Source organism: Flagellimonas sp. B-3 (assembly GCF_056857835.1).
On record NZ_JBSXNW010000017.1, the window covers coordinates 120694 to 134996 of the forward strand.

General features: G+C 41.4%; 14 protein-coding genes. 9 read left to right on the top strand and 5 right to left on the bottom strand.

What is annotated here, in order from left to right; genetic code table 11:
• Positions 1-9 precede the first annotated feature (9 nt).
• The 7 genes from AC13CS_RS05325 (at position 10) to AC13CS_RS05355 (ending at position 8394) form a co-directional block, all read left to right on the top strand.
• A complete protein-coding gene (locus tag AC13CS_RS05325) occupies positions 10-1881 on the top strand; it encodes an ABC-F family ATP-binding cassette domain-containing protein (RefSeq protein ID WP_293168269.1) in 1872 nt (623 codons plus the stop codon).
• A gap of 1 nt (position 1882) precedes the next feature.
• Positions 1883-2383 (top strand): hypothetical protein, encoded by a 501-nt coding sequence (locus tag AC13CS_RS05330; RefSeq protein WP_293168271.1) that lies wholly within the window; start codon positions 1883-1885, stop codon positions 2381-2383.
• Positions 2384-2409: 26 nt separating this feature from the next.
• On the top strand, positions 2410-2562 hold the full coding sequence (locus tag AC13CS_RS05335; protein ID WP_293168273.1) for a hypothetical protein: 153 nt from the start codon (positions 2410-2412) through the stop codon (positions 2560-2562).
• Positions 2563-2613: 51 nt separating this feature from the next.
• Positions 2614-3171, top strand: coding sequence for a cob(I)yrinic acid a,c-diamide adenosyltransferase (locus tag AC13CS_RS05340; protein WP_293168275.1), 558 nt, complete (start codon positions 2614-2616; stop codon positions 3169-3171).
• A gap of 125 nt (positions 3172-3296) precedes the next feature.
• Entirely contained in the window at positions 3297-3521 is a 225-nt protein-coding gene (locus AC13CS_RS05345) for a DUF2795 domain-containing protein (protein ID WP_013551418.1), read from the top strand.
• A gap of 134 nt (positions 3522-3655) precedes the next feature.
• Positions 3656-7018, top strand: a complete 3363-nt coding sequence (secA, locus tag AC13CS_RS05350) for a preprotein translocase subunit SecA (protein ID WP_293168277.1) — start codon at positions 3656-3658, stop codon at positions 7016-7018.
• A gap of 158 nt (positions 7019-7176) precedes the next feature.
• Positions 7177-8394, top strand: a complete 1218-nt coding sequence (locus tag AC13CS_RS05355; protein WP_293168279.1) for a sensor histidine kinase — start codon at positions 7177-7179, stop codon at positions 8392-8394.
• Between the two features lie 170 nt (positions 8395-8564).
• Here the strand turns inward: AC13CS_RS05355 and AC13CS_RS05360 are convergent, their stop codons facing one another.
• Positions 8565-8801 (bottom strand): hypothetical protein, encoded by a 237-nt coding sequence (locus tag AC13CS_RS05360; RefSeq protein WP_163625819.1) that lies wholly within the window; start codon positions 8799-8801, stop codon positions 8565-8567.
• A 324-nt stretch (positions 8802-9125) separates the two neighbouring features.
• Here AC13CS_RS05360 and msrA point away from each other — a divergent pair, with 324 nt between their 5' ends.
• Complete coding sequence (msrA, locus tag AC13CS_RS05365) at positions 9126-9818, top strand: peptide-methionine (S)-S-oxide reductase MsrA (protein ID WP_293168282.1); 693 nt, start codon at positions 9126-9128, stop codon at positions 9816-9818.
• An 84-nt stretch (positions 9819-9902) separates the two neighbouring features.
• Here the strand turns inward: msrA and AC13CS_RS05370 are convergent, their stop codons facing one another.
• The 4 genes from AC13CS_RS05370 to AC13CS_RS05385 form a co-directional block, all read right to left on the bottom strand.
• A complete protein-coding gene (locus AC13CS_RS05370; protein ID WP_293168284.1) occupies positions 9903-11363 on the bottom strand; it encodes a hypothetical protein in 1461 nt (486 codons plus the stop codon).
• Positions 11335-11937, bottom strand: coding sequence for a hypothetical protein (locus tag AC13CS_RS05375; RefSeq protein WP_293168286.1), 603 nt, complete (start codon positions 11935-11937; stop codon positions 11335-11337). The genes AC13CS_RS05370 and AC13CS_RS05375 overlap by 29 nt, the downstream gene beginning before the upstream one ends.
• Entirely contained in the window at positions 11927-12409 is a 483-nt protein-coding gene (locus AC13CS_RS05380) for an RNA polymerase sigma factor (protein WP_482888685.1), read from the bottom strand. Before AC13CS_RS05380 ends, AC13CS_RS05375 begins: the two co-directional genes overlap by 11 nt.
• A 206-nt stretch (positions 12410-12615) precedes the next feature.
• The gene (locus AC13CS_RS05385; RefSeq protein WP_163625824.1) at positions 12616-13041 is read right to left on the bottom strand and encodes an Ohr family peroxiredoxin; all 426 of its coding nucleotides are present in this window, start codon (positions 13039-13041) and stop codon (positions 12616-12618) included.
• 200 nt (positions 13042-13241) lie between these two features.
• Between AC13CS_RS05385 and meaB the strand changes: the two genes are divergently transcribed.
• Complete coding sequence (gene meaB, locus AC13CS_RS05390) at positions 13242-14285, top strand: methylmalonyl Co-A mutase-associated GTPase MeaB (RefSeq protein WP_293168289.1); 1044 nt, start codon at positions 13242-13244, stop codon at positions 14283-14285.
• The last annotated feature ends 18 nt before the right edge of the window (positions 14286-14303 follow it).

The following is a 14303-nucleotide window of genomic DNA, read 5'->3' on the forward strand; positions in this document are numbered from 1 at the left end:
ACAACACCCATGAACTTATTAACGGTCGAAAACATATCAAAATCGTATGGTGAGCTGGTGCTCTTCTCCGATATTTCCTTTGGAATCAATAAGGATCAAAAGATTGCGCTTATTGCCAAAAATGGAAGCGGGAAAACATCCATCCTTAATATAATGTCCGGAAAGGACACCTCCGAAACAGGCCAAGTGACCACCCGAAAGGGCATCAAAATTTCATTTTTGGAGCAAGAACCCGACCTGAACCCGAATTTGACCATTGAGGAGACCATTTTCGCTACGGACAATGATATTCTGAGGGTAATCGCCGCCTATGAAAAGGCCGTCGACAATCCTGACGACACCGAACAATACCAAAAAGCCTTCGAGGCCATGGAGCGGCTTAATGCCTGGGATTTTGAAACGCAATACAAACAAATCCTTTTTCAATTACAGCTTTCCAAACTCGATGCCAAGGTAAGTACGCTTTCGGGCGGACAAAAAAAACGCTTGGCCTTGGCCAATGCCCTGCTCAACAAACCTGATTTGTTGATTCTGGATGAGCCCACCAACCATTTGGACCTTGAAATGATCGAATGGCTGGAAGCTTATTTTGCCAAAGAAAGCATCACTTTATTTATGGTGACGCACGACCGTTATTTTTTGGACAGGGTGTGCAATGAAATCTTGGAGTTGGACAACAACCAACTGTACACCTACAAGGGCAATTACTCCTATTATTTAAGCGAAAAAGAGGCCCGAATGGAGCGTGAGGCAGTGGAACAGCAAAAAACAAAAATGCTCTACAAAAAGGAGTTGGATTGGATGCGCAGACAGCCCAAGGCACGTACCACAAAATCCAAATCGCGTATTGATGATTTTGCCGAAATAAAAGCACGTGCCCACCAACGCCGCCAAGAGCACGAGGTGCAACTGGAACTGAACATGGAACGCCTGGGCAGTAAGATTTTGGAATTGCACAATATTTCCAAATCCTACGGAGATAAAACCATATTGGATAAGTTCGATTACAACTTCACCAAAGGTGAACGGGTCGGAATCATCGGAAAAAACGGAACAGGGAAATCCACTTTTTTGAATATCCTCACACAACAGGAAGATATTGAAGGAGGAAAAGTGGTGGTCGGCGACACAGTTAAATTTGGATACTACACCCAAAAGGGCATCCCCGACAAAGAAGGTCAAAAGGTAATTGATGTGATTCGCGAGTTCGGAGATTACATTCCCTTGAAAAAAGGACGCCAAATTTCTGCCCAGCAATTATTGGAACGTTTCCTTTTCGACCGTAAAAAACAATATGATTTTGTTGAAAAATTGAGTGGTGGGGAACGCAAACGATTGTATTTGTGCACGGTGTTGATCCAAAATCCAAATTTTTTGATCCTGGATGAGCCCACGAACGATCTGGACATTGTTACTCTAAACGTACTGGAAAGCTTTCTGTTGGATTTCCCTGGTTGCTTGATCGTAGTCTCCCACGACCGTTACTTTATGGACAAGATCGTAGATCACTTGTTTGTATTTCGCGGGGAAGGTGTTATTGAAGATTTTCCTGGCAACTACTCGGATTATAGAACATACGAAAGCAGTAAAATAATTGAGGAACGCGAAAACAAGACCGCTTCTTCAGAAAAAACAGAGAACAATTGGCGGGACACCAGCGGCGGCAAACTTTCCTATTCCGAGCAAAAGGAATACAAACAATTGGAGAAGGACATTCAAAAGTTGGAAGAGAAGAAAACAAAGCTCCAGAACAAGTTTACGGACCCTAAACTGGACGGAGACGAAATCGCCAACCTATCTATCGAACTCAAAGAAGTAACCGATGCCATCGAGGAAAAAACAGAACGCTGGTTTGAGCTTTCTTCCATTTTAGAGGGGTAAAATGTGGTTCCGATTCATTTCATATCTGAATTTTTTAGCCAAATCCACCAACCAACATGGAGTACATTCCCCTTTTGTGTTCCAATATGTAACGCAATGTCTCTACTCCAAAAAAAAGTTACATAAGAACAAAAGCATCAATGTATTGCTCAAGACCATCGACTATTTTGGCTTTCAAAATGTCAGCATTGAAAATAAAACTGAAGTCAAAGAATTGGTAAAACAGAACTTTCCTCATATCCAATTCAATGAAAATCCCGTCGACCTTCTTTATGTGGATGAAATGGATACGCTGTTATTTCAAAAAATATGTTCCGAAGGAAAATTGCACAACAACAGCCTAATTTTAGTGGATTCAATTTATGTTAGCCATCAAAATTTGGAACAATGGAACCAGTTGATTGCCTTACCGGAAATTACGGTAAGTTTTGATATGTATCATTGCGGACTCATTGCTATCCGAAAGGAACAAGCAAAGGAACATTTCACGATTCGGATTTAAAACGGTAATTTTAAATTATGGAAAATATGACATCAGATAACACCATTTGGTATGTATTGGCCGTTTTGGGGCTCATCTATTTGATTATTTTGTTCAGAAACCGAAAAGCGACAAAGCGCAGAAAATCCAGAAAGTTTATGGAGGGAAAGCGCCAACGCGACAAGAGCAATGAACATTAATCAATTGACAATTAGTATTATCCAGAAGTAAGCATCTCTGACTACTAAAAAATGAAGATATATACCAAAACCGGAGACAAGGGCACCACATCATTATTTACTGGCACCCGTGTACCCAAGCATCACGTCCGTATTGAAAGTTATGGCACCATTGATGAACTCAACTCCCACCTGGGCCTGTTACGCGATCAAGGGATGGACGAGCATTCCCAAAAAACGCTGACCTTGATACAAGAAAAGCTTTTTACGGTAGGTTCCATATTGGCTACTGAGCCCAAAAAGGATAAAAGACTCAAAATTCCGCGAATCACTTCCGAGGATATTGAATTTTTGGAGCAGGAAATGGATAAAATGAACGAGGAGCTTCCAGAAATGACACATTTTATACTTCCCGGCGGCCACACTACCGTGTCATACTGTCATATCGCCAGGACCGTTTGCCGGCGAGGCGAACGTATGATCTCCTATTTACACGAGAATGAGCCTGTTCCAGAGAATGTGCTATCCTACATCAACCGACTTTCGGATTATTTATTCGTATTGGCACGTAAATTGTCGAAAGACTTAAAAGCTCAAGAAGTCAAGTGGATTCCCGAGAAGTTGGACTGACAAAATCGCTTTTTTAGCCTAAATGTTTTGTCAACAACAAAATAATTTTTAAATAATGGTGTTTTTACTTGGCAGATTGGGTTTAAAAATTATTTTTGCAAAAAATTTAAAATCAAACCGTTACTATGTACTGGACGTTAGAACTAGCTTCATATTTAAGTGATGCGCCTTGGCCAGCAACCAAAGACGAACTGATAGATTATGCGATTCGAACAGGAGCGCCGTTGGAAGTTGTAGAAAATTTACAATCGATGGAAGAAGAAGGAGGCGAGATTTACGAATCCATCGAAGAAATTTGGCCGGATTATCCCACCGAAGAGGACTACCTCTGGAATGAGGACGAATATTAAATCCGAAAAAACAAACCCCGTTAAAAAGTCTCATTTGAGGCTTTTTTTTATGTAATTTTGACAGCCTAGCAAAAGTATTCCATCGTAATCCCATCAATGGAATAGCTTTTGACAATCAAAAGAAAAAACATTTCATGAGTTTTATTAATTCCGTACTTAAGGTATTTGTAGGAGATAAATCGGAGAAGGATGTAAAATCGTTACAACCTTTGGTTAACGAGATAAAATCCTTTGAGCAACAACTGGAAGGATTGTCGCATGATGAACTAAGACAAAAAACAACTGCTTTTAAAGCAAGGATAGCAGAGGATTGCAAAGAAATCAACGATAAAATTGCCGAGCTAAAAAAAGAGGTGGAAAATTCCAACGACATGGATCGTAACGAGGAAATCTACTCCGAAATCGACAAGCTCAACGAAGAAGCCTATAAAATTTCCGAAAAGACTTTGGAAGATATCCTTCCCGAGGCCTTTGCCGTTGTAAAGGAAACTGCAAAACGATTTGCTGCCAACGAAACCTTAACGGTTACGGCCAGCGAATTCGACAGGGTACTTTCCGGTGACAAGGATTATGTGTCCTTAGAAGGAGACAAGGCCGTTTGGCAAAACTCATGGGATGCCGCAGGAAAAGAAGTCACTTGGGATATGGTGCACTACGATGTACAGCTCATTGGTGGTATTGCACTGCACCAAGGCAAGATTGCCGAAATGCAAACAGGTGAAGGTAAAACTTTGGTGGCCACGCTCCCACTCTACCTTAATGCATTGGTAGGCAAAGGAGCCCACTTGGTAACGGTTAACGATTACCTTGCCAAAAGGGATAGTGCCTGGATGGCCCCAATATTTGAGTTCCACGGACTATCTGTGGATTGTATAGACAAGCACAGACCCAACTCCGACGGAAGAAGAGCAGCCTACAATGCCGATATAACCTACGGAACCAACAACGAGTTCGGTTTTGATTACTTGCGCGATAACATGGCGCATACACCGGATGATTTGGTACAGCGTCCGCACCATTACGCTATTGTGGATGAGGTGGATTCTGTTCTTATTGATGATGCACGTACACCATTGATCATATCCGGTCCCGTTCCTGAAGGTGACCGCCACGAGTTCAACGAGCTCAAACCACAGGTATCCGACATTGTACAGAAACAACGTCAGCACCTCACAGGAGTATTGGCCGAAGCCAAAAAGTTAATAAAGGAAGGAAATACCAAAGAAGGTGGTTTCCTTTTACTACGTGTACATCGTGGACTACCCAAAAACAAAGCGCTCATCAAGTTTTTGAGTGAAGAAGGGGTTAAGCAATTGCTTCAAAAGACCGAAAACTTCTATATGCAAGACAACAATAGGGAAATGCCCAAAGTGGACGAAGACCTATTGTTCGTTATCGATGAAAAAAACAATCAAATAGAGCTCACCGATAAAGGAGTGGAATACATCTCCGCCGATCAGGACAAGGAATTTTTTGTGATGCCCGATATCGGTAGCGAGATAGCCAAGATCGAGAACCAAGATCTCGAAATAGAAAAAGAAGCAGAGCTCAAAGAAGAACTCTTCAAGGATTTTGCCGTAAAAAGCGAGCGTATCCACACCATGACCCAGTTGTTGAAAGCCTATACCCTCTTTGAAAAAGATGTGGAGTATGTGGTTATGAACAATAAGGTGATGATCGTGGACGAGCAAACAGGCCGTATTATGGACGGTCGTAGGTACTCGGACGGTCTCCACCAAGCCATTGAGGCCAAGGAGAACGTAAAAATCGAGGCCATGACCCAGACTTTTGCTACCGTTACACTCCAAAATTACTTTAGGATGTACAGCAAACTTGCTGGTATGACGGGTACAGCGGTTACAGAAGCAGGGGAATTCTGGGAAATCTATAAGTTGGATGTGATGGAAATTCCAACCAACAGACCCATCGCCCGTGACGATAGGCATGATTTGATTTACAAGACCAAACGGGAAAAATACAATGCCATCATCGACGAGGTTACGAAACTATCTCAATCGGGCAGGCCCGTATTGATTGGTACCACCTCCGTTGAAATTTCGGAATTGTTATCCAAACTTTTGAGCGTACGTAAAGTGCCTCACAACGTATTGAACGCTAAACTCCATAAAAAAGAGGCGGACATTGTAGCCGAAGCAGGTAAAGGTGGTGTCGTGACCATTGCCACCAACATGGCCGGTAGGGGTACCGATATTAAACTATCCCCAGAAGTGAAAGAAGCTGGCGGTTTGGCCATTATTGGTACGGAGCGCCACGATTCCAGACGTGTGGACAGACAGTTGAGAGGTCGTTCCGGGCGTCAAGGAGACCCAGGTAGTTCACAGTTCTATGTTTCTTTGGAAGACAATTTGATGCGTTTGTTCGGATCGGACCGTGTAGCTAAAATGATGGACCGCATGGGCTTGGAAGATGGTGAGGTCATTCAGCATTCCATGATGACCAAATCCATAGAACGTGCCCAGAAAAAGGTTGAGGAAAACAACTTTGGTATCCGTAAGCGTTTGTTGGAGTATGATGATGTAATGAATGCACAGCGTGAAGTAATCTATAAAAGAAGAAGACACGCTTTGGAAGGTGAACGCTTAAAGGTGGACATCGCCAATATGATTTATGATACTTCTGAAGCCATTGCCGAAACCAATAAAATGGCCGACGATTATAAGAACTTTGAGTTTGAGCTCATCAAATACTTCTCCATCACCTCACCTATTGATGAAGAAGAATTCAAGAAAATGAGCTTTCAACAGATTGCCAATAAAGTCAACGACGAGGCTTACAAGTACTACAAAGAAAAAATGGAGCGTAGTGCCACCGTTGCCTTTCAGGTCATCAAAAAGGTTTATGAAGACGAATCCAACAAGTTTGAACGCATTGTAGTTCCCTTTACGGACGGTATCAAATCCTTGAACGTTGTTACCAATCTGGAAAAGGCGTACAACACCAATGGAAAGCAGTTGATCACCGATTTTGAGAAAAACATAACGCTAGCCATTATTGATGATTCCTGGAAAACGCACTTGCGTAAAATGGACGAATTGAAACAGTCCGTGCAATTGGCCGTTCACGAGCAAAAAGATCCGTTATTGATCTATAAGTTTGAAGCTTTTGAACTTTTCAAGGAAATGATCGACAAAGTGAACCGAGAAGTAATATCCTTCCTTTTCAAAGGAGAATTGCCATCGGAGAACACATCTCAAATCCAAGAAGCCCGCAACGTTCGCAGACCAAAGGAAAAACTTCAGACCACAAAAGAGGAAATTCCGAACAGCGACGAATTGGCAGCACAAAACAGGGCAGCTGGACAAACGCAAGGACAACGCCCCCAGATAACAGAAACCATTGTGCGGGAAAAACCGAAAATTGGCAGGAACGAAAGGGTTACCATTAAAAATGTAATGTCCGGGGAAAGCAAAACGTTAAAATACAAACAGGCCGAACCATTGATAGACAAAGGAGAATGGGTTCTGGTCAACGACTAGAAAAACTCAAATAAAACTTTTAAAGGTGGTAGTTATTAAGCTGCCACTTTTTTTATATCAAAAACATGGTTAGATTTACAGCATAAAACACCCCATTAAGCTACTCTACCACACCGTTTTCAACTTTTTTGTGGCAGAGGAACATTCACACGCAGCATATGAAAATTCCTAATAAGGATACATATAGGTTACAAGACAAGATTGATTTGATACTTAAGGTAAATTACAATTCATCCTTCTTTGCTGCCATTTTCGGATTGGTGTGTTTTTTCTTTTTGGATATAAGAGGAATCATACCCTACACCTTTTGGGGTTATGCTTTGATCAATTTACTGAACACCCTTTTGTACAAACAGCACAAGAATTTGGTGCTCACCTATAACTCCACCTCTATCCTTTCGATGCTGGGAGCGGTCATTATCACAATTTACAGTGGAGGAATCGAAAGTCCCTTTATTTTTGTTTTGGCGATAATTGTTTTTGCGGGCTATGTCACCACCAAAGTTTTTGGTCAACTCTATCTGATCCTTAATTTAGCAGTACTTACCCTTTTGTTCCTCTATGATACAGGAGATTTTACAATTTCGGAGAATACAGTTCCTGTGGAAGCAAGAGATTGGTTTGCTTATTTGAGTGCCATGTTTGCCGTATATCTATTGGGAGGGGTTTTTGGTAAAAATCTTTTGAGCGCACACCATAAACTGTATAAATCCCGAAACGAAATCCAAGAGCGTATCGAGGAAAAAGAAACATTGTTAAAAGAAGTACATCACCGGGTAAAAAACAACCTGCAAACGGTTTCCAGCCTTCTAAGCCTGCAATCCAGGGCAATAGATGACAGTAAAATAAGCAGTATCATAAAAAGCAGCCAAAACCGTGTCGTATCCATGGCCATGGTCCATGAGATGCTTTATAAGCGAGATGACTATCTTTCCAAAATAGAATTGGAACCTTATGTAAGGGAACTTTGCGATTACTTGGTAAGGTCGGTAAAAGGAAGCAACCGAAATGTAAAGGTTGCCTTGGACATATCGGATTACAAACTGAGTATTGATACGGTAATCCCTTTGGGACTGATTATTAATGAAACCATTACCAATGCCTTAAAATATGGCATCACAGAAGGGAATGATGGAGAAATCCATGTATCCGTCCAAAAAATGGAGAATAACCGCTACAAAATGTATCTAGGTGATAATGGAGTTGGCTATTCGGAAGAAATCAACCCAAAAACATCCAATTCCTTGGGATTAAAACTTATTTACAATCTAGCACGCCAACTTAGGGGCTCAATAAGCAGGGATTACTCCAAAAAAGGAACACACTACACTATTGAGTTTGAAGAGGTGATAGAACAGTTCAACTCTGTGGATTAAAATTTTTACAAAAGAAAAGGCCGGTTTAAAACCGACCTTACCAATACTTATTTTGATATAAACTTAAACTTCTATAAATTTTCTTTCCCTGAAGGAAAAGGCTATGCTTGCCAAAACAAAGGCAACGCTCAAAAACACCGTAAAGGGTATTAAAATATCCAATATCATAATTATGCCAATTTAGCCCTGTTCTTTTTGGTTTTGAAAGAAAGCTCCTTTTTGATTCGAGAGTTCTTAAACTTGTACAATCTCACCATTTTTCTATCCTTTCTAATAGTGTTGCTGATTGTTACATCCAACTCAACTCCTACTGTAAGGGCATCCACTTTGGCCTCTTTGGAAATATCTTGGGCAGAAGCCATAGTTCCGAAAAAAGTTACTGCGATGATGGTAAAAATTGTCTTCATTGTTCTGTTTGTTTTGTGATGTAAAATTACTTTCAAGCACAAGCTCAACTCGATTTCCATCGCTCAACAACCCGTTTTTTTCGGTGAATATTTTTTTTTCGGATGAAGTGTTTTTTATCTTCGACGAACGATTTTACCCCTAAAAACAGCACACCGAACGCATGTGCATTTTATCGATAAACCCGCAATAATAAACCCTTACAGAACATTGTGGTATATTTTCTTTTCTTTGTAAGAAAATACAATCAATCAAAATGATTAACATTTTTTAACGGCCGGCCAAGTAATTGTTGGTACCTTATTGCAACTAAACAAGAAACTAAAATGAAAATCGTGAGAACTCCATTTTTAATGCTGCTATTATTGGCATCCATAAGTTGCCAGCCCAAAAACAAATCGGGCAAACAAGAAGTTGCCCAAAAAGAATCCGACCCTCATTTGGAGACCAAATTGATCTCAGGACAACTTCAGAAATACGAGACCGCCTATTTTGCCAGTGGATGTTTCTGGTGCGTGGAAGCCATTTTCGAAAGTGTTAAGGGAGTCAAGGAAGTGTATTCAGGGTATTCTGGCGGTTCTGAGAAAAACCCGACCTACGAGCAGGTTTCTTATGGTAGAACCCAACATGCGGAGGCGGTAGAAGTATATTATGACCCAGAAGTAATCTCTTTCACACAGTTGGTCCAAGTGTTTTTTGGTTCTCACGACCCAACCACCCTAAACAGGCAGGGACCTGACAAAGGGGCTCAGTACCGTTCCATTGCATTTTATAAAAACGATAAGGAAAAAAAGATTATTCAAAGCTATATCGACAAGCTGGAAACCGAAAATATTTATGGCAATCGCCCTATTGTAACAGAAGTAGAACCTTTTGAAAAGTTTTACAAAGCGGAAGAGTACCATCAGGATTATAAAAAGCGAAATCCAAATAACAGTTATATCAGAAACGTATCAATCCCAAGATTGAATCGTTTTAAAAAGAATTTTGAGTCCTACCTGAAAGAAGATGCCCACTAAAATTGGAAGGTAGGTTGTGGCCGTTGAAGAAAGAATGGGCCGAACAAGTTTGAAGTGGTTCCCTTGGGAAGTCTTGTAACAAGATCAGTTCTTAAGAACCACCTCGCTGTATTTGGAGTTGATTTTGATGGTTTTCCCATCGTTTTTACTGATATGATATCCCGTATGGATATTGGCGCCATTTTTTTGGGTGGATGTCAATTGTAATGCTTTCGGATATTGGAATCCAGATGTTGTTTCGCTAACGGAGATAGTATAAGGCGTTTCGGGCAGTTTACAGTCCAACTCCCCATTTTCCATGGAAATATCAATGATGCTGAAGCCATCGGAGACCTCATCAATGTGCAATGCACCAAAATTATTGACAACCATCGCTTTACTGGCCAATCTACCAATTACCACATTGGATGATACCGAATGCAATTTTAGTTCCTTTACCTCTTTTAAATTCACCTTATCGGAGTAATCCGTACTAAGGCTGCCGTAATTCCAGTTTTGCACAACCACGGGAGAGTAGGACACTCGAATATCAGTATTGACACCATCAATGGTGGAGGCAAGCAAGCTTGCGTAGGACAAGCTTGCATTGATGTTCTTGGCATTTTCCGCCAATTTTACCTCACCGTGGCGTACATTCATTTTTACCTTGATGTACTTCGGCATTTTAATAATGATTCGTTTTTTTACCTTGTACTCTTTATGCTCCCCATCTGATGAGAAATAGAACACATTGGGGCTGCTGTGGATTGTTCTTGTTTCTTCGCGCAGTTGTTTTCTAAGCTCTGCCTGCTCCTTCCTAAGTTCTGCTTGATGGGCGCGAATCTCTTCCTGTTGCTCTTTCATCTGCTCTTGCATTTCTTTCCGTATTTCCTCCCGCTCTTCACGGAGTTGATCTCTTTCTGCCCTCATCTCCTCTCTTCTAGCTTCTCGCTCTTCTGCCATCTCCTCCATACGCTTGCCCCACTCTTCAAAACGGGCTTTGTATTCTTCGTCAAAAGTTTTATCGAATTCTTTTTTCCACTCCTTCATGTATTTGTCCCCATCCTTTTTGTAGGCATCATAATCAAACTCAATGGGTGGCATGGGTGGCATGGGTGGCATGCGAGGCATTACGTTTATTTCCGGGATGGTGAACTCAGGGAGTTCCGGAATCTCCACATTCGCAATAATCTCAGCAACCGAAGGCATCTCGGGGATATCAATATTAAACCCTTGAAAATCGAACGCATAATTGGGTCCCGCACCTTTTGTACTTACCTCAATTTCCTTACTATTCCCCATAATTTTGACCAAGTCCTTCTCAAAATAGGAATCGGCTTCCTCTTGCTCCACTCCTTCTAGTTCAATTACCGCCGTAATTTCCACTTGATCTTTGTCCCATGTCTCAAATTGAATATCGGCATAACTGGTGTTGATGTTAAGTTCCGTATCCTTGTTGACATTGAAACTTTCCTTGTAGGTTTTGGATTTCTCCTGCGCATGGCCGGTAAACCCAACCAAGGCAAGGAGCAACCCGCTAAACAATATTTGATGATTCCTGTTCATTTTTTGATGATTTTAATTGATTCAACTTTGATTTTAATTTTTGCAACAACTGCAACCTTAACTGTAGGTTTTTGATAAGTGCGCTTATGGTTTGGTCATTGGGACCCAATTCGTTCAACTCTTCATTTAGTCTGTGGTATTCCTTGTTCAACTCGGCCAATCGTTCCATATAGCTGTCCATAAGTTCTTTATTCTCCGGATCAACATCCAAATCCGATAGTTGTAAATTGATATTAGTAATGTAATAGGTTTCAATCTTTTTTAAGTCTGGTGATAAATCGCCCAACGACATCCCCTCACCACTACCATTTGAACTATCGCGATCAACAACCGTTACTTGCCCTTCTGGCACATCAATGGGGTCGGTGTTGTTGAAATAATAAATGGATAAGCCAAGTGCCACAACAACGGAGGCCGCTATCTGCATCCAAAGAGAGAACACCTTTTTCTTTGGAGGGTTATTGGGCAATTCCTTTTCCAGTTTAGCTAAAAACCGGTCCTCATGCCCATCCTCCATGGTAAAGCGTTTCTGCTTCCTTTCTTTCTCAAACAATTTTCTAAGGTCACGTGCCATAGGCCAAATCTTTTAATTTTTCTTTCAATTGCGCTTTTCCTCTTAACAATCGGGTTCTGGACGCTGTTTCTGTAATGTTCAAAATTTCAGCGATTTCCGAATGATCGTATCCCTCTACCAAGAACAATTGCACTACATATTTATATTTTTGTGGCAGTTCCTCAATGGCTCCTTTTACCTGTTCAATGGAAATTCCTTCTTCCACGGACCAATCATCCTCTTCTGCCACTTGCAAGTAATTTTCGTTCAATTCCACCGTTCGCTGGTGTTTCGACTTTAAAAAATCAATGCTTCCATTCACTACAATCCTTTTCAACCAGGCCCCGAACGTAACATCTCCCTTAAACTGCTCAATCCGCTGAAAAGCCTTTATAAACGAGTCCTGCAATATATCCTCTGCATCAGCAGCATTTTTAACAAATCGCATGACCACACAAAACATACCATCGCAATACTGACGATACAGTTTCATTTGCGCCTGACGGTCGTTCGCCTTGCACTTTTCCACAAGCTCAATATGGAGCACACTTGGTTCTATGTCTGGTTTTTTAGTTGTTCTGTAATAAGGACGATGCAAAAAATGCAACGTTGCAAATTAGTTTGTTTTTTGTTCACTTTTAACAAAAAAAGCCCCGATGATGGCTTCAACGGGGCTCATTATTAAAAAGTTAGGTGATTTTATTCGTCCATTAACAAATTTAAGTGCACTGTAATATTATCGCGTGTAGCTTTGCTATAAGGGCACATTTCGTGAGCTTCCTTAATGATGGTTTCTCCCATTTCCTTATCAACCGTAGGCAAATACGTATCCAAGGTTACTTCCAAGAAAAAACCTTCCTCCTCCTTATTTAATGCCACTATAGCAGTTACATTAAAATCACCAAGGTCGTCCACATCGTGGCTTTTGGCAACAGCTTCTACCGCGCCAGCGTAGCAAGTGGAGTAAGCTGCAGCAAAGAGTTCCTCGGGATTGGTTGATTTTGGATCCGGTTTTCCTTTTGAATTTGGCATGCTTATGTCAAAATCCAAAACGCCATCTTCACTCTTTACATGTCCAGCTCTTCCTCCTGTATTGGTGGCCTTGGCCTCAAAAATAGTCTTCATCTTTTAAATGTTTATAGGTTTGTAAAAATCAGCACCTACGCGGTAACCGATAATTTAACGAATAAGGTACCAATTTGTAAGCGGAAGTCCTTCTTAACAGATATTAAATTTTTGTGAAATGGATAAGCTGTATTGGTATCATGATTGGCCTAAACCCGTAAAATCTTTATAAATTCGTGATGAATTGATCAACAGCACCATTGGCAGACAAAAGCAAAACACCCTCGAACACGGTTTCCAAAATCAAGGCACTCAGAAAACAAGAACTCTCTGCCGATGTTTTGGCGCAAGGTATTTTTGACGGCAACAAAGCGATGCTTGCCAAGGCCATCACTTTATTGGAAAGCACAAAACCGGCACATTTTGAAAAAGCCAATGCGGTCATAGAAAAGTGTTTGACCCAGCCCAACAAAAGCATTCGGCTAGGAATAACAGGTGTACCGGGAGTGGGCAAAAGCTCCTTTATCGAAACCTTGGGGAAGATATTGACCGATCAAGGCAATAAAGTGGCCGTTTTGGCCGTAGACCCGACCAGCTCACTAAGCAAGGGAAGCATTTTAGGAGACAAAACCCGAATGGAGACCTTGGCCAAGGACCCAAATGCTTTTATACGCCCCTCCCCTTCGGGCACCTCCTTGGGTGGTGTAGCTCGAAAAACCAGAGAGAGCATCATCCTCTGCGAAGCAGCAGGCTATAATGTGATTTTGGTGGAAACCGTGGGCGTAGGCCAAAGTGAGATTGCCGTACACAGTATGGTGGATTTTTTCCTTTTGCTAAAACTATCCGGCGCAGGTGACGAACTCCAAGGTATTAAAAGAGGCATTATGGAAATGGCGGATGCCATAGCCATAAACAAGGCGGATGGCAGTAATTTGGAGCACGCAAAACTTGCCGTTACTGAATTTTCCAGGGCCTTGCACCTATACCCGCCCAAAGCCAATGGGTGGACGCCCAAAGTGATGAAATGTTCCGCCATGGAAAAAACAGGCATTGAAGACATCTGGGAAATGGTGCAGCAATTTGTGGAGCATACCAAGGAAAACGGCTTTTTTGAAAAGAACCGACAACAACAAAACAAAAACTGGTTCCTTCAGACTGTGGATGAATACATCAAACAGTTTTTTCATCAAAAGGAAACCTTTAAAACAGAACAAGCCAAGCTGTTATCAGCGATTGAAAAACACAAAATTTCACCATTTTACGCTGCAAAAATCCTATTGGACAAGATTACCAAGGAACTTTAGAGCCTGTTTAGGAATTTG